This is a genomic window from Mycolicibacterium canariasense (assembly GCF_002101555.1).
GTDB classification, from domain to species: Bacteria; Actinomycetota; Actinomycetes; order Mycobacteriales; family Mycobacteriaceae; genus Mycobacterium; species Mycobacterium canariasense.
Map to the genome: position 1 here is coordinate 42,138 of NZ_LQOL01000003.1, position 23,735 is coordinate 65,872.

At 67.5% G+C, this 23,735-nt stretch carries 24 protein-coding genes; 16 read left to right on the forward strand and 8 right to left on the reverse strand.

What is annotated here, in order from left to right; translation table 11 throughout:
• The 4 genes from AWB94_RS00510 to AWB94_RS00525 form a co-directional block, all read right to left on the reverse strand.
• Window positions 1-684: a VOC family protein gene (locus AWB94_RS00510; protein WP_084395011.1), complete on the reverse strand. Its 684-nt coding sequence runs from the start codon at window positions 682-684 to the stop codon at window positions 1-3.
• A gap of 13 nt (window positions 685-697) precedes the next feature.
• Entirely contained in the window at window positions 698-1,657 is a 960-nt protein-coding gene (locus AWB94_RS00515; protein WP_062655217.1) for a fumarylacetoacetate hydrolase family protein, read from the reverse strand.
• 111 nt (window positions 1,658-1,768) lie between these two features.
• The gene (locus AWB94_RS00520; protein WP_062655218.1) at window positions 1,769-3,067 is read right to left on the reverse strand and encodes a PucR family transcriptional regulator; all 1,299 of its coding nucleotides are present in this window, start codon (window positions 3,065-3,067) and stop codon (window positions 1,769-1,771) included.
• Window positions 3,064-4,374 (reverse strand): cytochrome P450, encoded by a 1,311-nt coding sequence (locus tag AWB94_RS00525; protein WP_062655219.1) that lies wholly within the window; start codon window positions 4,372-4,374, stop codon window positions 3,064-3,066. Before AWB94_RS00525 ends, AWB94_RS00520 begins: the two co-directional genes overlap by 4 nt.
• Window positions 4,375-4,441: 67 nt before the next feature.
• On the opposite strand from AWB94_RS00525, the gene AWB94_RS00530 reads away from it, so the two are divergent.
• Both AWB94_RS00530 and AWB94_RS00535 read left to right on the forward strand, forming a co-directional pair.
• Window positions 4,442-5,095: a TetR/AcrR family transcriptional regulator gene (locus tag AWB94_RS00530; protein ID WP_234811552.1), complete on the forward strand. Its 654-nt coding sequence runs from the start codon at window positions 4,442-4,444 to the stop codon at window positions 5,093-5,095.
• A gap of 204 nt (window positions 5,096-5,299) precedes the next feature.
• On the forward strand, window positions 5,300-5,794 hold the full coding sequence (locus tag AWB94_RS00535) for an FBP domain-containing protein (RefSeq protein ID WP_062655220.1): 495 nt from the start codon (window positions 5,300-5,302) through the stop codon (window positions 5,792-5,794).
• Between the two features lie 9 nt (window positions 5,795-5,803).
• On the opposite strand, the gene AWB94_RS00540 is transcribed toward AWB94_RS00535, so the two are convergent.
• Window positions 5,804-6,694 carry a serine hydrolase gene (locus tag AWB94_RS00540; protein WP_062655221.1) on the reverse strand — a complete coding sequence of 297 codons (891 nt, stop codon included), beginning with the start codon at window positions 6,692-6,694 and terminating at the stop codon, window positions 5,804-5,806.
• 249 nt (window positions 6,695-6,943) lie between these two features.
• On the opposite strand from AWB94_RS00540, the gene AWB94_RS00545 reads away from it, so the two are divergent.
• The 6 genes from AWB94_RS00545 to AWB94_RS00570 are packed head-to-tail and all read left to right on the forward strand — an operon-like array spanning window position 6,944 to window position 12,262.
• Window positions 6,944-7,927 (forward strand): substrate-binding domain-containing protein, encoded by a 984-nt coding sequence (locus tag AWB94_RS00545; RefSeq protein WP_409365955.1) that lies wholly within the window; start codon window positions 6,944-6,946, stop codon window positions 7,925-7,927.
• Window positions 7,928-7,935: 8 nt separating this feature from the next.
• Window positions 7,936-8,940: an ABC transporter permease gene (locus AWB94_RS00550; protein ID WP_409365956.1), complete on the forward strand. Its 1,005-nt coding sequence runs from the start codon at window positions 7,936-7,938 to the stop codon at window positions 8,938-8,940.
• Window positions 8,937-9,716 (forward strand): ATP-binding cassette domain-containing protein, encoded by a 780-nt coding sequence (locus AWB94_RS00555; RefSeq protein WP_062655223.1) that lies wholly within the window; start codon window positions 8,937-8,939, stop codon window positions 9,714-9,716. Before AWB94_RS00550 ends, AWB94_RS00555 begins: the two co-directional genes overlap by 4 nt.
• On the forward strand, window positions 9,694-10,614 hold the full coding sequence (locus AWB94_RS00560; protein WP_062655224.1) for a PfkB family carbohydrate kinase: 921 nt from the start codon (window positions 9,694-9,696) through the stop codon (window positions 10,612-10,614). Before AWB94_RS00555 ends, AWB94_RS00560 begins: the two co-directional genes overlap by 23 nt.
• A complete protein-coding gene (locus tag AWB94_RS00565; RefSeq protein WP_234811553.1) occupies window positions 10,611-11,267 on the forward strand; it encodes a nucleoside/nucleotide kinase family protein in 657 nt (218 codons plus the stop codon). Before AWB94_RS00560 ends, AWB94_RS00565 begins: the two co-directional genes overlap by 4 nt.
• The gene (locus AWB94_RS00570; protein ID WP_062655225.1) at window positions 11,264-12,262 is read left to right on the forward strand and encodes a LacI family DNA-binding transcriptional regulator; all 999 of its coding nucleotides are present in this window, start codon (window positions 11,264-11,266) and stop codon (window positions 12,260-12,262) included. Before AWB94_RS00565 ends, AWB94_RS00570 begins: the two co-directional genes overlap by 4 nt.
• A 45-nt stretch (window positions 12,263-12,307) precedes the next feature.
• Here AWB94_RS00570 and AWB94_RS00575 read toward each other — a convergent pair whose 3' ends face one another.
• On the reverse strand, window positions 12,308-12,766 hold the full coding sequence (locus AWB94_RS00575) for a MarR family winged helix-turn-helix transcriptional regulator (protein WP_165605276.1): 459 nt from the start codon (window positions 12,764-12,766) through the stop codon (window positions 12,308-12,310).
• Window positions 12,767-12,959: 193 nt separating this feature from the next.
• Between AWB94_RS00575 and AWB94_RS00580 the strand changes: the two genes are divergently transcribed.
• A complete protein-coding gene (locus AWB94_RS00580; RefSeq protein ID WP_062655227.1) occupies window positions 12,960-13,988 on the forward strand; it encodes a quinone oxidoreductase family protein in 1,029 nt (342 codons plus the stop codon).
• Between the two features lie 54 nt (window positions 13,989-14,042).
• Here the strand turns inward: AWB94_RS00580 and AWB94_RS00585 are convergent, their stop codons facing one another.
• Entirely contained in the window at window positions 14,043-15,176 is a 1,134-nt protein-coding gene (locus AWB94_RS00585; RefSeq protein WP_062655228.1) for an ROK family transcriptional regulator, read from the reverse strand.
• Between the two features lie 79 nt (window positions 15,177-15,255).
• Here AWB94_RS00585 and xylA point away from each other — a divergent pair, with 79 nt between their 5' ends.
• The 6 genes from xylA (at window position 15,256) to AWB94_RS00615 (ending at window position 20,965) form a co-directional block, all read left to right on the forward strand.
• On the forward strand, window positions 15,256-16,479 hold the full coding sequence (gene xylA / locus AWB94_RS00590; RefSeq protein ID WP_062655229.1) for a xylose isomerase: 1,224 nt from the start codon (window positions 15,256-15,258) through the stop codon (window positions 16,477-16,479).
• 103 nt (window positions 16,480-16,582) lie between these two features.
• Window positions 16,583-17,668, forward strand: coding sequence for a sugar ABC transporter substrate-binding protein (locus AWB94_RS00595; protein ID WP_062655295.1), 1,086 nt, complete (start codon window positions 16,583-16,585; stop codon window positions 17,666-17,668).
• A 29-nt stretch (window positions 17,669-17,697) separates the two neighbouring features.
• Window positions 17,698-18,483: an ATP-binding cassette domain-containing protein gene (locus AWB94_RS00600; RefSeq protein WP_062655296.1), complete on the forward strand. Its 786-nt coding sequence runs from the start codon at window positions 17,698-17,700 to the stop codon at window positions 18,481-18,483.
• Between the two features lie 10 nt (window positions 18,484-18,493).
• Complete coding sequence (locus AWB94_RS00605; RefSeq protein WP_062655230.1) at window positions 18,494-19,759, forward strand: sugar ABC transporter permease; 1,266 nt, start codon at window positions 18,494-18,496, stop codon at window positions 19,757-19,759.
• Window positions 19,760-19,860: 101 nt separating this feature from the next.
• Window positions 19,861-20,364 carry a hypothetical protein gene (locus tag AWB94_RS00610; RefSeq protein WP_131805212.1) on the forward strand — a complete coding sequence of 168 codons (504 nt, stop codon included), beginning with the start codon at window positions 19,861-19,863 and terminating at the stop codon, window positions 20,362-20,364.
• 7 nt (window positions 20,365-20,371) lie between these two features.
• The gene (locus AWB94_RS00615; protein WP_234811554.1) at window positions 20,372-20,965 is read left to right on the forward strand and encodes an AAA family ATPase; all 594 of its coding nucleotides are present in this window, start codon (window positions 20,372-20,374) and stop codon (window positions 20,963-20,965) included.
• On the opposite strand, the gene AWB94_RS00620 is transcribed toward AWB94_RS00615, so the two are convergent.
• Window positions 20,852-21,913 (reverse strand): sodium:calcium antiporter, encoded by a 1,062-nt coding sequence (locus tag AWB94_RS00620; protein ID WP_201029492.1) that lies wholly within the window; start codon window positions 21,911-21,913, stop codon window positions 20,852-20,854. The two genes, AWB94_RS00615 and AWB94_RS00620, sit on opposite strands and share 114 nt — an antisense overlap.
• Window positions 21,914-22,084: 171 nt before the next feature.
• Here AWB94_RS00620 and abc-f point away from each other — a divergent pair, with 171 nt between their 5' ends.
• On the forward strand, window positions 22,085-23,734 hold the full coding sequence (abc-f, locus tag AWB94_RS00625; protein ID WP_062655233.1) for a ribosomal protection-like ABC-F family protein: 1,650 nt from the start codon (window positions 22,085-22,087) through the stop codon (window positions 23,732-23,734).
• Window position 23,735 lies beyond the last annotated feature (1 nt).

Consider the following 23,735-nt stretch of genomic DNA (forward strand, 5'->3'; position numbering starts at 1 on the left):
TCACAGTGTCTTCCAGTTGATGGCGCGCTTGTTCGACCGAGGTTTGGTGCCGGGGCGGGTGCCGGCGCCCGGCTTGAGCAGATCCTCTCGGGCCACGCCAGCGCGAAGCTTTTCGAGCAGGTAGTCCGGGTCGATGTTGGTGCCGATCGGGTTCTCCTCGAACGTGTGACTGTTGAAGTATTCGGCGGTCTGCTGCGCGGTGGGGAAGTTCTCGGTCTGGAACTCCAGCCGGATTCCCTCCGGATCCTCGTAGTACAGGCTGGTCGTGGGTCCGTGGTTGATGGACCAGACCGGGGTGATCCCCACGTTCTTGAGCCGTTCGTAGGTCAGCAGCAGCCTCTCCACGGAGGTGAAGGTGAAGGCGAGATGGTCGATGCCGTAGGTCTTTCGGCGCCAACGCGACAGGGGAAAGACGTGCCGCAGTGGCGGCGGGAGCTTCACCAGCGCCAGTCGGTGGCTCTCGTGATCCCAGGTGAGGAACGCGATCTGGTTGTCCTCGTGGACGACACGGGCACCGAAGACGTGTCCGTACCAGTCGATCATCTCGCTGCTACGCGCGGTCTTGACCACCCAATGGGCGATGAAGTCCGGGACCAGGCGGTCGGGAAGTCGATCGAGATCCGGTGTTGGAGTGGTGCCGTTCTTCGGATCAGACGGATGCAGTGGGCTCGGCGTGGCACTCATGGCGGTCCTCCTCTCAGGAGTGCGGAGCGATGATGGTGGTCCGCTGGGTGCCCAGGTCGAGTGTCCCGGCGGCGTTACGGATGGAGGCGGTGACGACGTCACCGGGCTTCAGGTAGGGCTTGCGCTGGTTGAGCTTGACGAACGCCGCCCACAGCTTGTCCTCGGGGAGCAGAGCCGTTGCCAGGCGGCGGACGAAGGGCGGCGGCGAGCCCGCCACGATGCCATGGGGGGTTCCGGTCAGCAGTACGTCGCCCGGGTCCCAGTTGCAGAATTCGCTGAGTTCGGTGAGCGTCTCGGCGGGCCGGTACAGCATGTTGCCGGTGTTGTCGGACTGCCGCAACGATCCGTTGACCTCCAGGCGCAGCTCGAGGTCGTCGATGAGTCGGAGATCTTCGGGCTCGAGCACCGCCAGGACCGGCCCCAGCGGACAGAAGCCCCGATAGCTCTTGCCCTTCAGGAACTGGCCCTGGGGCAGCTGGATGTCGCGGGCGGACAGGTCGTTGCCGATGGTGACGCCGAAGACGTACTCGTGCAGGTTCTCGGCGGTCACGGTGGTCGGCGCGTGCACCGTTCCGTGCAGAACCAGCGTCAGCTCGATCTCGTAGTCGAGCAGGGTGACGTGAGCCGGACGGGTGACCGGGTCGCATGGACCGGTGACGGCGGCGTCGGTCTTGTCGAAGAACAGGTTGAAGTCGCGTTTGTCGGGGTTCATCCCCGACTCGATCGCGTGCTCTCGGTAGTTCACGCCCTGGCACATCACCCGGCAGGGTGTGGTCACCGGTGAGAGCAGTGCGACATCGGTCAACTTCACCGAGCCCTGTTCGGCCGCCGCCGCCGTCCAGTCGGGCCTGCCGTGTTCGATGAGGTCGGCGGTGCGGGGATAGTCGCCGGTGAGCGGCGCGATGACCGCACCGCTGAGCACCCCCCACGTGGGTCGCTCGTTGTGCTCGTATCGGACGAGGTGTACGACCATCGACAAACTCCCGCGTCTGCCCGTCGTTCGACCGGCTCCGTACCAGTCAACTGAGCAGCACTGCCGTGACGCCTGGTCTCAAGTACGAATTTGCCAAGCTTTGACTGGGTTTCAGTCCAACTCGTGCTTCGCGGGCCGCAGCACCGTCTCGCCGAGCTCCTCGACCAAGGTCAGTGCGGCGTGCAGCTGCAAGCGCCGAACCGTCGCCGGTCGGCCTCGAAGTTGTTCGGCCCGCTGCACGCGGTAGGCGACAGTGTTGCGGGCGATGTGGAGGTCGGCCGCGGTGCCGGCCAGACTCCTGTCGCGGTCGAGATAGCACTTGAGGGTGCGACGCATCGTGACGACGGATTCGATGTCGTCGACCAAGCCGCCGAGTTCGCGGGCGACGAACCCGCGGGCCGCGGGCAGGTCGGCGCTGAGCATCGCGACGAGGTCGAGATCCTCGTAGCAGAACCACCCCGCGTCGCGCGTGGACAGTGCGCCCACTCGTGCCGCCTCGGTCGCCTGCTCGTGGCTGCGACGGAATCCCTCGACGCCGGCACCCGGCGCCCCGATCGCGATGCGAACGCCCGGGGGCGGAGGCGTCGAGGGCGCAACCGCCTCCGGCGGATGCGATATTCGCGAGCCCCAGGCCCAAACCCGTTGGGCGCCAACCGGAAGTACGAGTGTCGAGACGCACCCCGCCGCGGCGAGGATATCGGACGCCGTGGCTCTGAGCTGAGTCGATTCGGCGGGCACGCTCGAATCCGGCCAAACGATCATCGCCAGGTGCCAGCGGCTCAGGTCGTAACCCAGGATCCGGGTGGCTCTGTCCATCGGCACGGCGGTGCCCTGGAGTAGGTCTTCCACGATTCCCGCGCGAAGGGCGATCGAACTGGTCAACCACGCCTCGTGGGCACGGGCGTATTCGTCGGCCATCCGTTTGGTCAGCACATCGACAATGCCGAACAGCACTTCATTGATGCGCCGCATCTCGACGAATCGCTGCGCCTCGGGCACCACACGTTCGGCAGCGTCGAGCAGCACGCTCGTGGCGGTGGAATGCGCAACGTGGATGCTGCGCAGCATGTGCTCCATGCCGATGCCCCGGGAGACCACTTCCATCGGTCCCGCGAAGATCTCCGGCATGGCGGCCAGCGACACCTGGTCGCCTCGCTCGAGGGCGATCAGCGTGCCCAGTGCGACGGCCTCGCAGCCCTTGGCGATCTCGGTGGCGATGGCGTCGACGGCCAGTTCCGGGATCGCGGCGGTGATATCGGCCGTCATCTGCGCGCCGAGTTCCACCGCCCAGGCGGCCGGCCCCGGCCCCAGCACCTCGGCGACAAGTGTGGCCCGGTCGGGAAGCACCGACTCCCTGGGAAATGCTTCAGGCGAACGCGGTTCGAGGTCGGCGAACCAGGGACGGTTCATCGACTGCGCCGGTGGACGACGGCGACCGCGCCGGCCGCAGGGGCATTGGCGATGCCCCGCGATCGCGATCGTTCGTCGGCCTCCGACGTGGGTTCGAGTGTGTAAGTGCGCAGAAGCTCCCGCAAGGTGATGAGCATTTCGGTGTTGGCGAACGCGGCACCGACGCAACGGCGCAGACCGCCCCCGTACGGGATCCACGCGCTGGTGTCCGGTTTGGTGTGCAGGAACCGGGTGGGGTCGAAGCGGGCCGGGTCGGCGTAGTTGGCGGGGGAGCTGTGCGAGAGCGCAATGCTCGCGATGACGGTATGGCCCGCGGGCAGGACCCAGTCACCCAGACGAGTTCGACCTGTCGTCACGCGCAGCACGCCGGGGATCACCGGCCGACTGCGCTGCACCTCCCAGACCGTGGCTTGCAGCAGATCCGAGCCGCCGGTATCGACCTCCTCGAACAGCTGCGACAGCACCTCCGGGTGGCGCCGCAACCGCTCCACGGCCCAGGCCAGCGTGGTGGCCGTGGTCTCGTGTCCGGCAGCGAGCAGCGTTTGCAGTTCGTCAATGATGTGGTCGTCGGGAATCGGCCGGCCATCCTCGTCTCTGGCGGCCACCAGCATGGAGAGCACGTCTGTGCGCTCGTGCAGATCCGGTGCCGCCCTGGCATCGCGGATCAGGGAGCCGATGAGATCGTCGCACTGACGCCGCATACGCTCCAGGCGTCCCCACGGGCTCCATCGCCCGACGTCGCGACGTAAACCCGGGGGCAGCACGGTGAGCCGGGATGCCAGCAACACCGCGGGCGGAAGCAGCTCCCGCAGAGCCGCCAGCTCGGGCCCTTCGGCGCCGAACACCGCACGCAGAATGGCATTCAAGGTGATGCGCATCATCGACGGCAGTGTGGCGAACGGTGTCGCGGTCGGCCAGGTGGACAGCTCGCGCGCCACTTCCTCTTCGATGATCTGCTGATAAATCGGCATCCGTTTGCCGTGAAGCGGCGGCATCAGCAGCTTCCGCCGAGCCAGATGTGGTGCACCGTTGAGGCTGAAGGTGGAACCCGGGCCGATGACGTCGCCCAGATTGGTGATCGTCTGCACGAGATCTCCCGCGGTGAACAACTCCTTGATCAGATCGGGGTCACTGAGCACGACGGTGTCGCCGAACAGTGGAAGCGACGCGCTGAACGCCGCGCCGTGGCGCTGGCGGGCGTATTCGAGCGCCCGTGGCCGGGCGACGAGCATGGCCGCGCCCTGAACGATCCGCGGAAGGCCGACGCCGGGTGGCAACCGCACCGGGTCGCAGGTGAGCTGAGCCAAGGTTTCCCCCTCGGTACGTTCGTGTACTAACCCACAGTAGTACACGTATGTACCGGGGAGGGATCGTGTGGATCTACGATCGGACCGGCAGAAGGGACGGGACGTGGAGGCAGTGGCGGTACCTGGACACGCGCGCCTGCCCGGCGGTGATCCGGCGTTCTATCGCCGCCGGATCTTGGAAGCGATGGCAGAGTGCATCGCCGAGGTGGGCTACGCGAACACCATGGTGGCCGATGTCGTGCGCCGGGCCCGCACGTCGAAGTCGAAGTTCTACGCCGAGTTCTCCGACCGGGAGGCGTGTCTGGTCGCCCTGCTCTCGGAGACCAATGACGCCAATCTCGCCGAGGTGGCGGCCGCCGTGGATCCGGCCGCACCGTGGCAGACCCAAGTACGCCAGGCGGTGGAAACCTGGTTCGACTGGGCCGAACGGCGGCGCCCGCTCACACTCACCTGGATCCGCGACGTGCCGGCACTGGGTCCGTCGGCGCGTTCCCTGCAACGCGTGGCGATGGAACGTTTCGTCGAACTGGTTCGCACACTCAGTGACACCGACGAATTGAAGGCCATCGGCATCCAACCCGTGCCCCACGCGCGCGCGGTGCTGCTGATCGGGGGCCTTCGGGAATTGGCGGCGCACACCGTCGAACACGACCGGCCCCTGGCCGCGGTGACCGAAGAGGCCGTCCGCAGCGCCATCGCACTGATCAACCCTGCTGATTGAGACGTGGCTGGGCGCACTTGGCCCAGAAGGGTTTCGGTCGCTATTGTCGGCAACGTGAACATCCGAGTCGAGGAGGTCGTCGGCGCTCGCGCCGACATCAGATGACCGCGCCCCGTCGCCGACCCGTTGGGCCGGCGGCGCAGTCGTCCCTTTACTCATGGACCGCACCCGTGTGCGCTCCCTCTTTCCAGGATGGATTCACCAATGAACTCCTACACGCGTTCCCAGATCCTCGGTGCCTTCCGCGGTGCCACCCGCAGCGAGGTCAAAAAGGTCACCTTCGCCGTGGATTTCGATGCCGTCGAGTTCGGCACATTGGAGTACTACGGCTGGGCCGACCCCAAGATCCCGCGCCGTGCCTACCTCGTGGTCGAGCGGCCCGACGGGCCGATTGCGCTGCTGCTGAGCCGGGCCGCCGTCAAGCCCCGGGGACGCGCCATGTGCACGTGGTGCAACGACGTGAACCTCACCGACGAAGCGGTGCTCTACACCGTCCGTCGAGGCGGCGCAGCGGGCCGTAAGGGGGACACCATCGGCACGTTGATCTGTGCGAATTTCGGCTGCTCCCGGCATGTACGGCAGCTACCGCCCGCCTATCACAAGGACACCGATCTCGAACGGCTACGCGAAGAGCGGACCGAGGAGTTGCGGCGCAAGGTGCACGGTTTCGTCGACAAGGTCCTCTCGACCGAGGACTGACTGCGGAGCTCAGATCCTGCCGCTCGGGAACATCGTCCTGACGGCTTGGGTGATGGTGGCGCGGGCCGCGGCCGCGTCACCGGGCTCCAGCGAGCTGATCGCCATCACATAGCGGCGATCGGGTCCGATCACGCCGGTCGACACGTGCAACTGATTGCTGCCGTTCCAGCAGCAGAACCAGCCCTGCTTCACCGCAACCGGCTCGGCGGCGAGCCCCTCGGGGATCCCGAACCGCTGCGGGTACCCGTCGAGTCCCGTGGGTGTGGACTGTGCGAGGTCGTTGATGATGACATCGGCCTGCTCGGGCGGCAGCCCACCGGTGCCGTCCAGGAGCATGTCGTAGTAGCGGACGAGATCGCTTGCGGTGCTTTGCGTGACGTCCCAGTGCCCGTTGTAGGGCGCCGTCGTCGCGGCCAAACCGTACCGGGCGACCACGCGCGCGATGACGGCGTTGCGGCCGCTGCGATCCCAGAACATCTGGGCCGCACCGTCGTCGGAGGAGCGCAGCATGGTGTCCAGTGAGCTGCGGTCGGCGGGCGTCAGTTTCGTCTTGCCCTGCGACTCCTGCAGCAGCAGGTCGTCGGCGATGAACAGCTTCACCACCGAGGCGATCGGGAACGGCTTGTTGCTCCCGTTCGAGACGATCTGACCGGTGTTGCGGTCCAGCACAACGGCTTCGATGTCAGCTCCGGACGCTGCCGCGTCCGCGGTCGCCTTGCGAATTCGGGCATCGAGCCCGTCGAGCGCGACCGTCGGCTCGTCGGGTGGGGCCTCGGCGACGACGGCGGGCCCCTGCGGTGCCGGTGACGCATTCCCCGCCGCTGCATCGCACGCGTTCACCAGCAGTGCCGCGCAGGCGATGGCGAGTGTGGTCATCGCCCAGTTCGGCCGCTGACGCATAGCTGTCCTCCCAGTGCTGATCCGGCGAAGCAGGGCCCACGCCGCCCCTACTCGGTTTTCCCCAACTTAGCCGGTTTAACCAGATCGCACCGAGGTCGGCTCCGTGCTCGCCGGCCCGGCCGAAATCCGTCCCGACAATTTCGCGCAAGCGCATGCGCAAGCGCTTGCCTACGTCCTAAGCTCCTGCAGAACACGCGGCGCGGTCAGCGTTGCACCAGGGACAAAGGAGTCCAGATGCTCGGAATGCGCATGAAAAGCACCCAGCTGGTCGGGGCGGCGCTGGCCGCGGGGTCGCTGGTCCTCGGCCTGACCGCGTGCAGCGGTTCGGGGTCCGACGGCATCAAGGTCGGGCTGATCACCAAGACCGATTCGAACCCGTACTTCGTCAAGTTGCGTGAGGCCGCCAAGGCCCAGGCCGACAAGGACGGCGCCGAGCTGATCGCCGTCGCGGGTGCCTTCGACGGTGACAACGAGGGCCAGGTGGCGGCCATCGAGAACATGGTCGGCAAGGGCGTCAAGGGCATCCTGATCACCCCGAACTCGTCGACCGGTGTGCTCGACGCGATCAAGAAGGCGCGCGACGCCGGCGTCGTGGTGATCGCGCTGGACACCGCCACCGATCCCGAGGACGCCGTCGACGCCACCTTCGCCACCGACAACAAGGCCGCCGGCGTCACCCAGGGCAAGTGGGTGCGCGCCGCGCTGGGCAACAAGCCACCCCAAGTCGTCATGCTGGACGGCACCCCGGGCGGCACCGTCGACACCTTCCGGCACGACGGATTCCTGGAGGGCTTCGGCATCACGAACAACTCGCCGGAGATCGTCGGCCAGGAGAACACCAACGGCGACCAGACCAAGGCCCAGACCGCCATGGAGAACATCCTCCAACGCGCCCCGGGCATCAATGCGCTCTACACCATCAACGAACCCGCGGCCGCCGGCGCCTACCAGGCGATCCAATCCGCCAACCGGGCAAGCCAGATCACCATCGGGTCGATCGACGGCAGTTGCACGGGCGTCGCCGACGTGAAGTCCGGAAAGATCGGCGCCACCGTGATGCAGTTCCCCGCCAAGATGGCCGAATTGGGTGTGCAGGCCGTGGTGAAGTTCGCCAAGGACGGCACCAAGCCCAGCGGGTTCAACGACACCGGTTCGCAGTTGATCACGGACAAGCCGGTTGCCGGGCTGGACTCCAAGGACACCGCCTGGGGCGAACAGAACTGCTGGGGCTGAGGGCGACCGTGAGCACCGGGGCACCGGCAACTGCGCTGACGACCAAGCCACCGGCGGCCGGCCGGTTCACCGTGGGAACCCTCCTGCGTGAACCGCTGGCCGGCCCGTTGGCGGCGCTCGTCATCGCGATCGTCATCTTCAGCGCGATCTCGGATTCGTTCCTCAACCCGCAGAACGTGTCCCTGATCCTGCAGCAGTCGGTGGTGGTCGGCATCCTGGCCGTCGGGCAGACGCTGATCATCCTGACCTCGGGAATCGACCTGTCGATCGGTGCGGTGGCCGTGTTCGGGACCATCGTGATGGCCCAGAGCGCGGGCGCCTACGGGCCGGTGGTGGCGCTGGGCTCGACGCTGTTGGTGTGCGTGGTGTTCGGTGCCGTCAACGGCGGACTGGTCACCATGCTGCGCCTGCCGCCGTTCATCGTCACGCTGGGCACCTTCACCGCGATCCTGGCCGGCACCCGGCTGCTGGCGGGCTCGGAGACCTACCGGGTGGAGAAGGGGCCGCTCACCTTCCTGGGCACGTCCTTCCGCATCGGCTCGTTCTCGACCACCTTCGGTGTCGTCACCATGCTGCTGGTGTACCTCGGTATGTGGTACGCCCTGTCGCAAACCGCTTGGGGGAAGCACATATACGCGGTCGGCGGCAATCCGCAGGCGGCGGACCTGCTGGGTATCAAATCCGGGCGGGTATTGCTGTCGGTCTACATCGTGACGGGCGTGATCGCCGCCATCGCCGCGTGGGCGGCGCTCGGGCGGATCCCGAACGCCGATCCGAACGCCTATCAGAACGCCAACCTCGAGACCATCACCGCCGTCGTCATCGGCGGGACGAGCCTGTTCGGCGGCCGCGGTGGCGTTGTGGGCACCTTGGTGGGCACGTTGATCGTCGGCGTGCTGCGCAACGGTCTCACCCAGGCCGGTGTCGACAGTCTCTACCAGAACATCGCCACCGGAATCCTGGTGATCGTCGCGGTGGCGGTCGATCAGTTCGCGCGCAGGAGATCACAATGACCGCACCGGTTCTGGAAGCACGCGGCCTGGTCAAGAGGTACGGCCACGTGACGGCGATCAACGGGGCCGACTTCGAACTCCGCGAGGGCGAGGTGCTCGCGGTCATCGGGGACAACGGTGCCGGAAAGTCCAGCCTGATCAAGGCGCTGGCCGGCGCCGTGGTCCCCGACGCCGGCCAGATCCTGATGAACGGTACGCCGGTGTCGTTCAAGAACACCCGGGATGCGCGGGCCGCCGGTATCGAGACGGTGTACCAGGACCTCGCCGTGGTGCCGGCCCTGGACATCGCGTCCAACCTCTACCTGGGGCGGGAGATCCGGCGTAAAGGCCTCGCGGGCAGCCTGTTCCGACGGCTGGATACCGGCAGGATGCGGCAGGAGGCCGCACAACACCTGGCGGATCTGCGGATCGGGATCAAGTCGGTCGCCCAAGCCGTGGAGACGCTGTCCGGCGGTCAACGTCAGGGCGTGGCGGTGGCGCGGGCCGCCGCATTCGGCCGCGGGGTGATCATCATGGACGAGCCGACCGCCGCCCTCGGTGTCCGCGAGTCGGGACAGGTCATCGACCTGATCAGGTCGATCCGTGACCGCGGCATTCCCGTGGTGCTCATCAGCCACGACATGCCGCACGTCTTCGAGGTCGCCGACCGCATCCACATCCACCGACTGGGGCAGCGGGCCGGTGTCGTCGATCCCAAGAAGCGCTCGATGTCCGAAGTCGTGGCGCTCATGACCGGTGCGGAGGAGCCGACCGATGAGGAACGCGCCGGCCTCTGAGGGGGCCCCGGTCGGGGTCTTCGTCGGATTGGCCACCTTGGATGTGATCCACCGCATCGCGCAGGCACCCGCGGTGAACGAGAAGATCACAGCGGGAGCCCAGTTCGTCGCCGCCGGTGGGCCGGCCGCCAACGCGGCGGTCACGTTCGCGGCATTGGGCGGCGCCGCGATCCTGGTCACCGCCCTCGGTGCCGACCCGGTGGCCGACCTGATCCGGGCCGATCTCGCGGCGTACGGTGTCGACGTCGTCGACGCCGCGGCCGGCACCGCCCGAGCGGTGCCGGTGTCGGCGGTGTCGGTGGTGGAGTCGACGGGCGACCGATCGGTGATCTCGCTCGACGCCGTGACCTCCGATGCGGCGCCGCCGGACCACCTCGATGACCTGGTCGCCGCCGCCGACGTCGTGCTGGTCGACGGGCACCACCCCCGCATCGCGGTCGCCGCGGCACGGTCGGCCGCCGCGGTGCGCACGGCGCTCGTCGTCGACGCCGGCCGATGGAAACCGGTGATGGCCGACGTCATCCCGTACGCAACGGATATGGTGTGCTCCAACGATTTTCGGACCCCGGGTGCCGACGGCCCGGCCGCCACCGCCGCGGCACTGGTCGGCGGCGGGGCCGGCACCGTCGTGACGACGCACGGCGGGGCTCCCGTGCGGTGGTGGTCCGGCGGCGACTCGGGGTCCGTCCCGGTGCAACCGGTGACGGTGGTCGATACGCTGGGCGCCGGCGATGCCTTCCACGGTGCATACTGCTACTTCGCCACCCGGTTCGATGGCAGCGTCGCCGACCGCATCGATCGCTCCGCTCGGGTGGCGGCACTGCGGTGTTCGGTGGCCGGGCCGCGGGCATGGTTGCGCGCATTGCAACCCGAACAGACTCGAAAGCGAGAACGGTGACCATCGAGCAGGGCCTGCACATCCAGGACGCCACCCTGGACGAGTTGATCGAGGCGGCAAGGGCGCTCGCCGTTCCCGGCGAACGCCGCATCCTCGGTCTCACCGGTGCGCCGGGGGCCGGGAAGTCCACCGTCGCCGAACGACTCGTCGAAGCCTTGGGCCCGGACGTCGCCGTGCTGGTCCCGATGGACGGGTTTCACCTGGCCAACGAAGTGCTGATCGACCTGGGCAGGCGCGACCGTAAAGGCGCGCATGACACGTTCGACGACGGCGGGTACGCCCGGTTGATCGCGAGCTTGCGGGCGCAGCGGGCGGGCGACCCGGTGGTGTACGCGCCCCGGTTCCACCGAGACCTCGAGGAATCGATCGGATCGGCCATCCCGGTACCGTCCACCGTGCCGCTGGTGGTCACCGAGGGCAATTACCTTCTGCTGGAAGACAGTGCGTGGCCGGCGGCGCGATCCCACATCGATGAGGTGTGGTTCTTGGCGCCCGACACCGAGGTGCGCCACGCGCGGCTGCTGCGCCGTCACGAGGCGTACGGCAAGTCGCCGGAGGAAGCCGAGTTCTGGGCCCTCGGTTCCGACGAGCGCAACGCCCAGCTGATCGAGTCGACCGCCGGTCGCGCCGACCGTATCGTGCGCGTGCCATGACCACCATGGGAGATGTCGCCCGCATCGCTGGCGTCTCCGCGTCCACCGTGTCGCACGTGCTCAACGGCACGCGCAAGGTCAACACCGCCACCCGTTTACGCGTCGAGGCGGCCATCGAGCAGAGCGGCTACCGGCGCAACGGTGTTGCGCGATCGCTGGCCGCCGGGCGCACGCACACGGTCGGACTGTCCATCTCCGCGTTGACCAATCCGTACTTCAACAGCCTCGTGCACGCGGTGGAGCGGGCCCTGTCCGCCGCCGGGTACGTGCTGATCGTCGGTGACTCGCATGACGAGCTGCAGTCGGAGAAGCGGGTGACCGACTCGTTGCTGGACCGTCAGGTGGACGGCATGATAGTGGCGCCCGCCGCCGGATCGGAGCGGCTCACCCTGCCCGATATCACCCGCACCGGAACGCCTTTGGTGCTGATCGACCGCGGCGTGGACATCGGGTGCGACCAGGTCGGCCCGGAGAACGTCGCCTCGGCCCGCGCACTCACCGAACACCTGATCGAGCTCGGGCACCGCCGCATCGCGGTGTTGCGTGGGTTGTCCGGAATCTCCTCCACCACAGAGCGTTTCGACGGCTACCGCGCGGCGCTCGCGGGCCATGGCATCGCGTTCGACGACGCCCTGGTGCTCGACGGTGCCTCCAGCACGGAGGCCGCCGAACGCCAGGTGCACGCACTGATGTCGGCGGGAGACCGGCCGAACGCGCTGGTGTCCCTGAACAACGCCATGACGATCGGGGCTCTCAAAGCCCTTCGCGCTCTGGGCTTGTCGATCCCGGATGACGTGGCCTTCGTCTGCTACGACGACTTCGAATGGGCCGATCTCTTCGAACCGCGGCTCACCGCGGCGGCGCAGGACGTCGACACCATCGGCGCCACCGCGGTCGAACTGCTGTTGCGCCGCATGCGCGGTGATGACGCTGTCCCGCAACATATCCGGGTTCCGACCGCGATGCGTCACCGCAATTCCTGCGGATGCGCCTGATACGCACCGACAGAACGCCGTCTCGCCACGAAACGATTCTCGTCCCTACTCGGTCGGTCTCGCGCTCAGCTCGTCGACGAACCGACAGAACAGTGAGGCGAACATCGCCAGATCGCGCTTTGGCCAATCGCCGACCACGGCCTCGAGCAATTCGACGCCAGCCGAGTCCATTCGCCGGCACGTCCGCAGGCCCTGGGTGGTCGCCCTCAGCAGCATTGCCCGGCGATCGGTCGGATCTGTTTGCCGTGAGACCAAGTCGCGCTGCAAGAGTCGACGAACTTGCAGGGCGATGGTTGATTTGTCCACGGACTGCCAATCGGAGAGCTCCGACGCGCGGAGGGGGCCATGGGCGACGATGGTCCGCAACAACTCGACATCGATGGGCGTCAGGTCGCGCCCGGACTCGCCCAACAGCTCGGCGCGCGTCTCGGCGCGAGTCATGAAGCGAGCCAACTTCAGCATCGCGATGTGAATGCGCTCGGTGGGCTGTTCCTCGGTCGGCATTGTTCTCATCCCCGCGTCACAGTTGGTTGGCATGATCCAACTTATCAGACTATAGTTTGATGATACCAACTAAATCTGGCTCCGACCGGGAGACGCGCCTATGACGCCGAAGGTAGTACTCGGCTCAACGCTCAATTGCGTTGTCGGTAGCCAGGGATGCCAAACATCGCACCTAGTGATCGAGGAGTAATCAATGACCGGCGGTTCGATGAAAGCTGTCAGGATCCACCGTCATGGGCCGCCCGAGTGCCTGGTCTACGAGGACGTCCCCATCCCGCACGTGGGTCCCGGCCAGGTGCTGGTCCGCAATGAGGCGGCCGGAGTCAACTTCGCCGACATCGACCAGCGCCGCAACAACTACCCATTTCAGCCGGCATTGCCCCATCTCTTGGGTGCGGAGTTCGCCGGTGTTGTCGAGGCCGTGGGTGACGGTGTCACAAGCGCAGCAGTGGGCGACCGGGTATTCGGCTTCCTCTCGGGAGCGGAGCCGGCAGCATACGCACAGTACGTCGTCGCGGCGGCAGAAACGGTGCGTCCACTGCCCCCGGGGCTCGGGTACGCCGAGAGTACTGCGCTACTGGTTCAAGGGCTGACCGCCTATTTCTTGCTTCGTGACGGAGTTCGGCTCGCCTCCGGTGAGTCGGTGTTGATCCTTGCCGCGGCAGGTGGCTTGGGTTCGATGGCCGTGCAGCTCGCCAAGATTCGGGGCGCGCATCCGGTGATCGGTGCGGCCAGCTCGGCGGAGAAGCGAAAGATTGCGTGCGAAATCGGCGCCGACGCATGTGTCGACTACACGCAATCCAACTGGAGTAAAAAGGTGTTGGATGCCACCGGTGGCCGCGGCGTCGACGCCGCGCTGGTGAACGTCGGCGGAAGTGCGTTCACCCAGGCGGTCGCCTCGCTGGCGCCCTTCGGTCGGCTGAGCGCATACGGCGGCGCAGACAAAAGCACTCCGATCATCGATTTCACGGCCGAGTTCGCCGCTGGACGATTGTTCGGTAACCAAACACTGGGATTCTTCAGTCTCTATCCCTACCTGCACGGCGATCAGCACGAGGTCACGGCCGCGCTGGCCGAACTAGCCGACCATGTCGCCTCCGGACGACTCAGAATCCAGCTCGGAGTGCAACTACCCCTATCCCAGGCTGCGAAGGCACACCGGCTCGTCGAGGACCGGCGAACAACGGGCAAGTGCGTGCTGTTGCCGTGGGGCGAAGAGTAGTCCAACTGCGGACGCGGCCGAGCCGACGGACCTCGCCGAGTGTGCCAGCGATGGTCACGTGGCGGGTGACGTCAATCGTCGGTCACCGCTCTGCTCGACCGCAGGCCGGTAATAGCCGGCCGGGTCGGCGAGCAGAGCGGCGAACGCGGCCTCGGCGGCGCCGATCATCAGCGTGTCCGTGCCCAGCGTGCCTGGCACGATGCGGACCTGCTCGTTGGGCACCCGCATGGAATGCCGGGTGATCGCGGTCGCCAGCGCCGCGTCCGCCTGCGCCGGGAAGGACCCCAGGAACCCGCCGAGCACGATGAGGTTCGGATTGAGCAGGTTGATCGCGTTGCCGAGCGCAATGCCGAGGTATTGGGCCTGGTGTGCAGGTGTCTTGGGGCTCGATTCGCTGACCTCGGTTTCCAGGCAGCCGATGCGTCCGCAATGACACGGCCCGGCACCGCCGACGTAGGTGTGGCCCAGCTCGCCGGCGTAGCCCGCCGCGCCCTCGAGCAGTTCACCGGCCACCACGAACCCGGCGCCGATCCCGCTCTTGCCGCCGTTGACGTAGATCATGTGCTGGGCGGCGGGGTGGCCTCCGAAGATGTGCTCGGCGATGGCACCGAGGTTGGCGTCGTTCGCCGCGAAGACAGGTAACCCCGTTGCGGTGCTGAGCATCTGGCCCAGCGCCTCGTCGTGCCAATCGAGGTTGGGGGCCAGCCGCACCACCGAGGTCGGGGCGTGCACCAGGCCGGGCACCGCCACGCCGATCGCGGTGACGCGCTGGGTCCGGTCCAGGCCGCGTTCGATTCGGGTCACCGCCTTGGCGGTGATGGCCACGGTGTCGCGCACGCTGGGCACGCCGTGCGTCGGGTATCTGGTGACGTCGAGAACGGTGCCACCCAGGGCCACCAAACCGACTGTGACCGCGTCGGTTTCGGGGTTCACTGCGATCGCCAGCGTGCCGCTCTGCGGGCGCACCATGGGGCTGGGCCTGCCGACCTGGCTGGCCGGCGCCGCTTGCGACTCCTCGATCAGGCCGGCAGCGGCCAGTTCCTCCACCAGGTCCTTGACCGTCGAGCGGGACAAGCCGGTCCGGCGGGTCAACTCCGACCGGCTCAGGGCGCGAGCGCGGTGCACCAGCGTGAGGACCGCCGACAGGTTCCGGCGCCGGACGTCGTCGGTGTTGGTGCCGATCCCCATCCGAGAACCCTCCCTTGACAGTGGTCTGCGCCACATCTTATGTTCGGCGAAGCAACAAATCCAGTTTCAGGAGCATGCCATGTCGATCCTCGAATCCGCCGCCACCGCAACGCCCGATCTCATGCCCAAACGCTCGGACAAGTTCTCCTTCGGCCTGTGGACCGTCGGCTGGACCGCCAACGACCCGTTCGGGGTGGCCACCCGGCCCGCCCTGGATGTGGTCGAGGCCGTGGAGCGGCTCGCCGAACTGGGTGCATACGGCCTCACCTTCCACGACGACGATCTGTTCCCGTTCGGCAGCAGCGACGACGAGCGCCGGCGCGCCATCACCAGGCTGACCACGGCCCTGCAGGCCAACGACATGGTCGTGCCCATGGTGACCACCAATCTGTTCACCCACCCCGTCTTCAAGGATGGCGGATTCACCAGCAATGATCGCGACGTCCGGCGGTTCGCGCTGCGCAAGGTGCTGCGCAACATCGATCTCGCCGCCGAACTCGGCGCCGAGACGTTCGTCATGTGGGGCGGCCGCGAAGGCAGCGAATACGACAGTGCCAAAGACGTGCAGGCGGCGCTCGAGCGCTACCGCGAAGCGCTGAACCTGTTGTCCGACTACGTCATCGACCAGAAGTACCCGCTCCGGTTCGCCATCGAACCGAAGCCGAACGAGCCACGCGGTGACATCCTGCTGCCGACCGTCGGGCATGCGCTGGCATTCATCAATTCCCTCGCCCACCCGGAACTGGTCGGCGTCAACCCGGAGACCGGTCACGAGCAGATGGCCGGGCTCAACTTCATGCACGGCATCAGCCAGGCGCTGTACGCCGACAAGCTGTTCCACATCGACCTCAACGGCCAGCGCGGTATCAAATTCGACCAAGACCTGGTCTTCGGCCACGGCGACCTGGCCAACGCCTTCGCGCTGGTGGACCTGCTGGAGCACGGCGGCGTGGACGGCGGGCCGAGCTACACCGGACCCCGGCATTTCGACTACAAGCCCAGCCGCACCGAGGACAGTGCGGGGGTGTGGGCCTCGGCGGCGGCCAACATGCGGATGTACCTGCTGCTGAAGCAGCGTGCCGCAGCGTTCCGGGCCGACCCTGAAGTTGCCGAGGCCCGCCGGGCCGCCCGCGTCGACGAGCTGCGGCGCAGCACCCTGGGCGCCGGCGAGACCTATCGGGAGTTGCTGGCCGACCGCTCGGCGTATGAGGACTTCGACGCCGATTCCTATTTCGGGGCCAAAGGTTTCGGTTTCGTCCGGTTGAACCAGTTGGCCATCGAGCACCTGATGGGCGCACGTTGAACACCAATGGCACCAAGCCGCTGGACGTGACGCACGTCACGCTATAAGTTGTCCGGAACAACAAAAGGCCGAGCGATCGGCGGATATGGATGAGGGGCGGTTCATGAAGCGGATCAGCGGGCTGATGTTCGCCGTCGTCGTCGGTGCGGGCCTCACGCTCACCGCGTGCGGCAGCAACGGCGGTGGCGGCGGCAGCGCCGGGGGAGGCGGCGACGCCCAGGGGCAGAAGATCGGCGTCATCCTGCCGGACACCAAGTCGTCGGTCCGCTGGGAGTCGAAGGACCGACCGGCACTGGAGGCCGCCTTCAAGGCCGCCGGCGTGCCGTACTCGATCCAGAACGCCGAGGGATCCGCCGACAACATGGCCACCATCGCCGACGGCATGATCGCCGACGGCGTCACGGTACTCGCCCTGGTCAACCTCGACTCCGACAGCGGCGCCTCCATCCAGCAGAAGGCGGCCAGCCAGGGCGTCAAGACGATCGACTACGACCGGCTGACCCTCGGCGGCTCGGCCGACGTGTACGTCTCGTTCGACAACAACAAGGTGGGGCAGCTGCAGGGCCAGGGCTTGGTCGACTGCCTCGCCGGAAAACCCTCGAATGTGTTGTTCCTCAACGGATCTCCCACTGACAACAACGCCACCCTGTTCACCGGTGGGGCCCACTCGGTGGTCGACAAGGTGCCGTCGATCAAGGTGGTGGCCGAGCAGGCGGTGCCGGATTGGGACAACGACAAGGCGGTCACCATCTTCGAGCAGATGTACACGGCCGCCGACGGCAAGGTCGACGGCGTGTACGCGGCCAATGACGGACTCGCCGGATCGGTGATCTCGATCCTGGAGAAGAACGGCCGGGCCGGGCAGGTGCCGGTCACCGGCCAGGACGCGACCGTCGAAGGACTGCAGAACATCCTCGCGGGAACCCAGTGCATGAGCGTCTACAAATCCGCGAAGGAAGAGGCCGGCGCACTCGCGGAGGCGGCGATCGCCCTGGCCAAGGGCGAACAACCCAAGACCAACAGCACATCCCGTGACGACAAGGGCAACCGCGACGTGCCGGCGGTGTTGTTGACCCCGAAATCCATCACCAAGGACACCGTGAAGGTGGTCTTCGACGACGGTGGCCAGGCCAAGACCGATGTCTGCACCGGGCAGTTCGCGGCGGCGTGCAGCGCCGCGGGGCTGTAGGGACATCCGGAAAGGGCGGGGAAGAAATCGTGTCGGCCACGAATCCACCCATCCTCGAGTTGCGGGGCGTCAACAAGAGTTTCGGCGTCGTGCATGTGCTGCATGACGTGGACTTCGGCGTGTATCCCGGTGAGGTCACGGCACTGGTCGGGGACAACGGCGCCGGCAAGTCCACGCTGGTGAAGGCCATCGCGGGGATCTACCCGCTGGACACCGGAACCTATGTGTTCCAGGGAGATCCGGTCACGGTGCACGGACCCAACGATGTGTCGGCGCTCGGTGTCGAGGTGGTCTACCAGGATCTGGCGCTGTGCGACAACCTCGATATCGTGTCGAACATGTTCCTCGGGCGTGAGCTCAAGCGCCACGGTGCACTCGACGAAGCGAAGATGGAATCCCTTGCCCGCGAAGCGCTCGCGTCACTTTCGGTGCGCACGGTCAAGTCGGTGCGCCAGCCGGTGTCCAGCCTGTCCGGCGGCCAGCGGCAAACGGTGGCCATCGCGAAGTCGGTGTTGTGGAACGCCAAGGTGGTGTTGCTCGACGAGCCCACCGCCGCGCTCGGCGTGGCACAGACCCGGCAGGTGCTCGACCTGGTGCGCCGGCTTGCCGATCAGGGGGTGGGCGTGGTGTTCATCTCGCACAACTTGAACGACGTATTCGAGGTGGCCGACCGGATCTGCGCGCTGTACCTCGGGCGGGTGGCCGCCGAGGTCAAAGCCGCCGAGGTCAGCCACAGCCAGGTGGTCGAGCTGATCACCGCGGGTCGTTCCGGCAGCCTGGGCCTGGCCCCGGCCGAGGCCGCTCAGTCGATATGAGGACCGCCGTATGACAACTCTCAATCCGAAACTGGCCGACGCCGACTTCGCCGCCGACGCCCGCGCCGACGAAACGTTCGGCGACGCCGTACGCAGTTACCTGCGCCGGGTCCGCGGCGGCGACATGGGATCGCTGCCCGCGGTGCTCGGCCTGATCGTGCTGTTCGTCGTGTTCGGGATCGCCAACGAGCGCTTCACCTCGGCACTGAACCTGGCCAACCTGGTCACCCAGGCCGGGTCGATCTGTGTGCTGGCCATGGGCCTGGTGTTCGTCCTGCTGCTCGGTGATATCGACCTGTCCGCCGGCGTGGCGGGCGGCGTGTCGGCGTGTGCGATGGGTCTGACCATCGTCAACCATGGCTGGCCGTGGTGGGCCGGGGTGCTCGTGGGCCTGCTGTGCGGCGCGGTGATCGGCCTCGCGATCGGCCTGCTACGCGCCAAGCTCGGCATCCCGTCGTTCGTCGTGACGCTGGCCTTCTTCCTCGGCCTGCAGGGGGTGACCCTCAAGCTCATCGGGGAGGGCGGCTCGATCCGGGTGGACGACCCCGTCATCCGCGGTATCACCATCGACAACATGTCGGTCACCGCCGGATGGCTGTTCGCGTTGCTCATCGTCGCCGGGTTCACCGGCCTGGAGTTGTACCGGCACCGCACCAAGGTCACCCTCGGCCTGGTGCACCCCCCGATCGGTGTGGTGATCGCCCGCATCGCCGGGGTGGCGGCGGTGTCGCTCGGGGTGGCCTATGTGCTCAACCTCAACCGCAGCGTGAACCCGAATGTGGAGATCCGCGGTATCCCGTACGTCCTGCCGATCGTCGGGGCACTGCTGATTGCGCTCAGCGTGATCCTCAACCGGACCTCCTACGGAAGGCACATCTACGCGGTGGGTGGCAACGCCGAGGCGGCGCGCCGAGCCGGGATCAACGTCGCCCGCATCAGGATGTCGGTGTTCGTGGTGTGCTCCTCGCTCGCGGCGCTCAGCGGCATCATCGCCGCGTCCTACGGCGGTAAGGTCTCGGCCTCTTCGGGCGCGGGGAACGTGCTGTTGTACGCCGTGGGCGCGGCCGTGATCGGCGGGACCAGCCTGTTCGGTGGCAGGGGGCGGGCGCTGGATGCCGTCATCGGCGGGGTGGTGGTGGCCACCATCGCCAATGGGTTGGGCCTGCTCAACCAGTCGTCGTACATCAACTTCTTGGTCACCGGCGGGGTGCTGCTCCTGGCGGCCAGTGTCGACGCGATCTCGCGGCGGCGACGGTCGGCGACGGGCCTGGCCTGATGCCCGGACAGCGCGCGACGGGTCGCCGTCGGCCCGTCCGTTCGGATAGCTGCGGCTTGTTCGGCCTGCATTCGCCGGCGATCCCAACTACTCTGCCCGCCATGAGGTCGGTCCTTGCGTCCTGTGCAGCGGCGGCCGTGGCGGCGATGTGTACGGCATGCGGCGTGTACGGTACCGCCGGTTCCGCCGCGCCCAGCCTCGCTGCCTATCCCGCCGAAACCGCGGGCGGCGCCTCGGTCACGCTCGGCGCGGCCACCGTTGCCGCCCAGAGCATCGTCGACAGCTTCACTGCCGGTGACTTCGGGACGGTGTGGGAGCGGATGACCGCGGACGTCCGCGCCGGCATCTCGCAGGACGACTTCGTGACCTTCTACGAGACCTGCAAGAAGCCCGGTCCACGCCTCAACGTGTCGGGCCTGCAGATGGAGGACGACGGGCAGGCCGTCGTCCGGATGAACGGCCAGGGTGTGCAGGGCGTGCGCTTCATGGTCTACGAGCAGGGCGTGTGGAACATGCGAGCCACCAAAGATTTCGCCGCGCACCTGGGCCAGCCACTGCATCAGATCATCGCCGAGGAGAAGGCCGCCGGGCTCTGCGACACGTGAGGTTCCCGTGACAAGACACCCCGCAGTCCTGGTGACCGGGATGTCGGGAGTGGGGAAGACGACGGCGCTCGACGAATTGCGCCGCCGCGGGTTCACCGCCGTTGACACCGACGATGACGATTGGATTCACGTCGTGGCCGGCGAGCCGCTCTGGCGTGAACCCTTGATCGACGGGCTGCTGGCACGGGACCGCGATGCCCCGCTGTTCGTCCAGGGCACGGTCGCCAACCAGGTCGACTTCTACCACCGATTCGACGCGATCGTGTTGCTCAGCGCGCCGACCGCGGTGATCTTCGACCGACTTTCCGAACGCACCAACAACCCGTTCGGCAAGACCGAAGCGGAACGTCGCCGCATCGCCGCGGACATCGCCGAGATCGAGCCGCTGCTGCGGCAGTCGGCCACGCACGTTGTCGACACCGACCGGCCGCGCGGTGCGGTGGCCGACCTCCTGGCGGCGATCGCGGCGGAGGTGACGCGTCGACGCTCAGCTGCCGTGCGCGATGGCGAACAGGCCGGCGACGCCGATGGCGTACACGACGAGGACGGTCAGCGAGTCGACGCCCATCCGGGCGATGCGCCGGTTCGGGCGGAACAGTAGCCCCGTCGCGTAGATCAGCGTGAGCACCATGGCCAGCGCCGTCAGGTAGATGTCGGTGTGCTGGGCTTGCGGTAGCACCGCGTGCCCCGAGATCACGGTGGCCATCAAGAAGAGCACGGGCAGAAAGGCGTTGCCGCCGAAGATGTCCGAGACGGCCAGCTGGTAGTCACCGATGCGCACCGACGCCAGGCCGGTCGACAACTCCGGGAGGGAGGTTGCGGCCGCCAGCACGGTGGCGCCGAACAGCACACCGGACAGGCCGATATGGTCGGCGATCGCGTCACCGCTGCGTTCCAGCACGACACCGGCCACCAGGGTGACCGCGGCGGCGACCGCGAAGATTCCCGCCGACTTCGCCGTGCTGATGTTCTGCTTGCGCACGCGCTCGGTGGTGCTCTGACCGCGCGGATGTTCCTGGCCGTCGGGCGGTTGCCCGGACTCGTGCCACGGCAACGACCGCCCGGCGCGCCGCAACAGCAGCAGGCCCACCACCCAGGTCAGGGCGATCAGTAGCGGGGCCGGGGTGACCCGCAGCGCGATCAGGGATGGCGGCAGTTGGGTGCCCGCGATCACGATGGCCAGCACCGCCACCACCAGCACCGCCTCCAACACCAGCACCAGCGACGCGGCGCGATAGGTCAGGGGTCGCTTCCCGCGAACCCCGAAGGCATCCAGCGCGACCAGCACCACGGTTTGAATGGCTATGCCGCCCAGGATGTTTCCCACCGCCACGCCCAGATTGCCGGACAGTGACGCGCTGGCCACGATGGCGATCTCGGGCAGGTTGGTCGCGATCGCCAGCAGGATCAGCCCGCCCAGTGCGGATCCGAGGTCGAAGCGCGCCGACAGCACGTCGGTCTGATTCGACAGTGAGAATCCGGCCGCCCACACCGCCGCTGCGGCGGCGGCGAAGGCGAGCACAAGCCCCCACATCGGCCATCCAGACACCCCGACCTCCCTCCGCGCCGTGGCAGGGCCCGGCGAACCACCGGTGGCTACCCGGGCGCGCGGCCGGCTACACGCGGTGGCCGCGACCTACCCGACGATCGGCACGAGCGCGGATATCGCTGCGCCAGTGCCCGCAGATTCGGACATTCGCCGCCCTGCGACGATAGGGCCATGACCGCAACGCTCGTCGCGAAGGGCTTGGCCGGTGGGTTCGCGCATCGCACCCTGTTCGAGGATCTGGACCTGACCGTGGCGCCGGGCGATGTGATCGGGGTGGTCGGCGCGAACGGCGCCGGCAAGAGCACCCTGCTGCGGATCCTGGCCGGTGATCTCCAGCCGCTGGCCGGCACCGTCAGCGTCGCGCCGACCGACGCCTTCGTCGGCTGGCTGCCTCAGCAGCACGAGCGGGTCCTTGGCGAAACCGTTGCCGGATATATCGGGCGCCGGACGGGGTGCACCGCCGCGACGGCGGCGATGGAGGCGACGGCGGCGGTGCTCGACGAATCTGCCGCGAGCGCGGATGCATACGCAGCCGCCCTGGAGCACTGGCTGGCTACCGGTGCGGCCGACCTGGACGACCGGATACCCGCGGTATTGGCCGACTTGGGACTCGATTCGGCTGTGCTGCAACCAGACTCGACGCCGATGACGGCGCTGTCCGGCGGACAGGCTGCCCGCGTCGGACTGGCCGCACTGTTGTTGTCCAGGTTCGACATCGTGCTGCTCGACGAGCCGACGAATGATCTGGATCTCGACGGCCTGGCCCGGCTGGAGCGTTTCGTCGGGGATCTGCGGGCCGGTGTGGTACTCGTCAGCCACGACCGAGAGTTCTTGGCCCGCACCGTAACCCGGGTTGCGGAACTGGATCTGGCCCAGCACACCACCACCGTCTACGGTGGTGGCTACCAGAGTTATCTGGAAGAGCGCGAGGTGAACCGGCGGCACCGGCGCGAGGAGTACGAGGAATTCGCCGAGCGTAAAGCGGACCTGGTGAGCCGCGCGCGGATCCAGCGGGAATGGTCGAGCCAGGGTGTCCGCAATGCCATGCGCAAGGCACCCGACAACGACAAGAACCGGCGCCGGGCGCAAACCGAGTCCAGTGAGAAACAGGCGCAGAAGGTCCGCCAGATGGAGAGCCGGATCGCCCGCCTCGAGGAGGTCGAGGAGCCGCGCAAGGAGTGGACGCTGCAGTTCACCATCGGATCCGCACCGAGGTCCAGTTCGGTGGTGGCGACCCTCGACAATGCGGTTGTGCGGCAAGGGGATTTCGTGCTGGGCCCGGTGTCGCTGCACGTCGGTGCCGGTGACCGGATCGGCATCACCGGCCCGAACGGGGCCGGCAAGTCGACGCTGTTGAGCGTCTTGCTGGGCCGGCGGCAGCCCGACGGGGGCCGCGCGAGTCTGGGCGCCAGCGTGGCCATCGGGCAGATCGACCAGGCGCGGGCGGAGTTCGCCGGCGCGCAGCGGCTGGTGGACAGTTTCGAACAACGGATGCCGGCCTGGTCCACCGCCGACGTGCGGACCCTGCTGGCGAAATTCGGGCTCGTGGCCGACCACGTGGAGCGGCCGGCCGCGGACCTGTCACCGGGGGAACGGACCCGGGCGGGTCTGGCGCTGCTGCAGGCCCGCGGGACCAATGTGCTGGTGCTCGACGAGCCGACCAACCATCTCGACCTGCCCGCCATCGAACAACTCGAGCAGGCACTGGAAAGCTACGACGGCACCCTGCTGTTGGTGACCCATGATCGGCGGATGTTGCAGAACATCCGCCTGGATCGGTCCTGGCATGTCGACGGGGGCCGGGTCACCGAACTCAGCTAGA

Coding starts and splice junctions, on each gene's coding strand:
- AWB94_RS00610 (WP_131805212.1), top strand. CDS start 19,861: ATGAGGTCGGTCCTTGCGTCCTGTGCAGCGGCGGCCGTGGCGGCGATG.
- AWB94_RS00535 (WP_062655220.1), top strand. CDS start 5,300: ATGAACTCCTACACGCGTTCCCAGATCCTCGGTGCCTTCCGCGGTGCC.
- AWB94_RS00585 (WP_062655228.1), bottom strand. CDS start 15,176: ATGGGGATCGGCACCAACACCGACGACGTCCGGCGCCGGAACCTGTCG.
- AWB94_RS00515 (WP_062655217.1), bottom strand. CDS start 1,657: ATGGTCGTACACCTCGTCCGATACGAGCACAACGAGCGACCCACGTGG.
- AWB94_RS00510 (WP_084395011.1), bottom strand. CDS start 684: ATGAGTGCCACGCCGAGCCCACTGCATCCGTCTGATCCGAAGAACGGC.
- AWB94_RS00555 (WP_062655223.1), top strand. CDS start 8,937: ATGACCGCACCGGTTCTGGAAGCACGCGGCCTGGTCAAGAGGTACGGC.
- xylA (WP_062655229.1), top strand. CDS start 15,256: ATGTCGATCCTCGAATCCGCCGCCACCGCAACGCCCGATCTCATGCCC.
- AWB94_RS00540 (WP_062655221.1), bottom strand. CDS start 6,694: ATGCGTCAGCGGCCGAACTGGGCGATGACCACACTCGCCATCGCCTGC.
- abc-f (WP_062655233.1), top strand. CDS start 22,085: ATGACCGCAACGCTCGTCGCGAAGGGCTTGGCCGGTGGGTTCGCGCAT.
- AWB94_RS00570 (WP_062655225.1), top strand. CDS start 11,264: ATGACCACCATGGGAGATGTCGCCCGCATCGCTGGCGTCTCCGCGTCC.
- AWB94_RS00575 (WP_165605276.1), bottom strand. CDS start 12,766: ATGCCGACCGAGGAACAGCCCACCGAGCGCATTCACATCGCGATGCTG.
- AWB94_RS00545 (WP_409365955.1), top strand. CDS start 6,944: ATGAAAAGCACCCAGCTGGTCGGGGCGGCGCTGGCCGCGGGGTCGCTG.
- AWB94_RS00605 (WP_062655230.1), top strand. CDS start 18,494: ATGACAACTCTCAATCCGAAACTGGCCGACGCCGACTTCGCCGCCGAC.
- AWB94_RS00580 (WP_062655227.1), top strand. CDS start 12,960: ATGACCGGCGGTTCGATGAAAGCTGTCAGGATCCACCGTCATGGGCCG.
- AWB94_RS00520 (WP_062655218.1), bottom strand. CDS start 3,067: ATGAACCGTCCCTGGTTCGCCGACCTCGAACCGCGTTCGCCTGAAGCA.
- AWB94_RS00595 (WP_062655295.1), top strand. CDS start 16,583: ATGAAGCGGATCAGCGGGCTGATGTTCGCCGTCGTCGTCGGTGCGGGC.
- AWB94_RS00560 (WP_062655224.1), top strand. CDS start 9,694: ATGAGGAACGCGCCGGCCTCTGAGGGGGCCCCGGTCGGGGTCTTCGTC.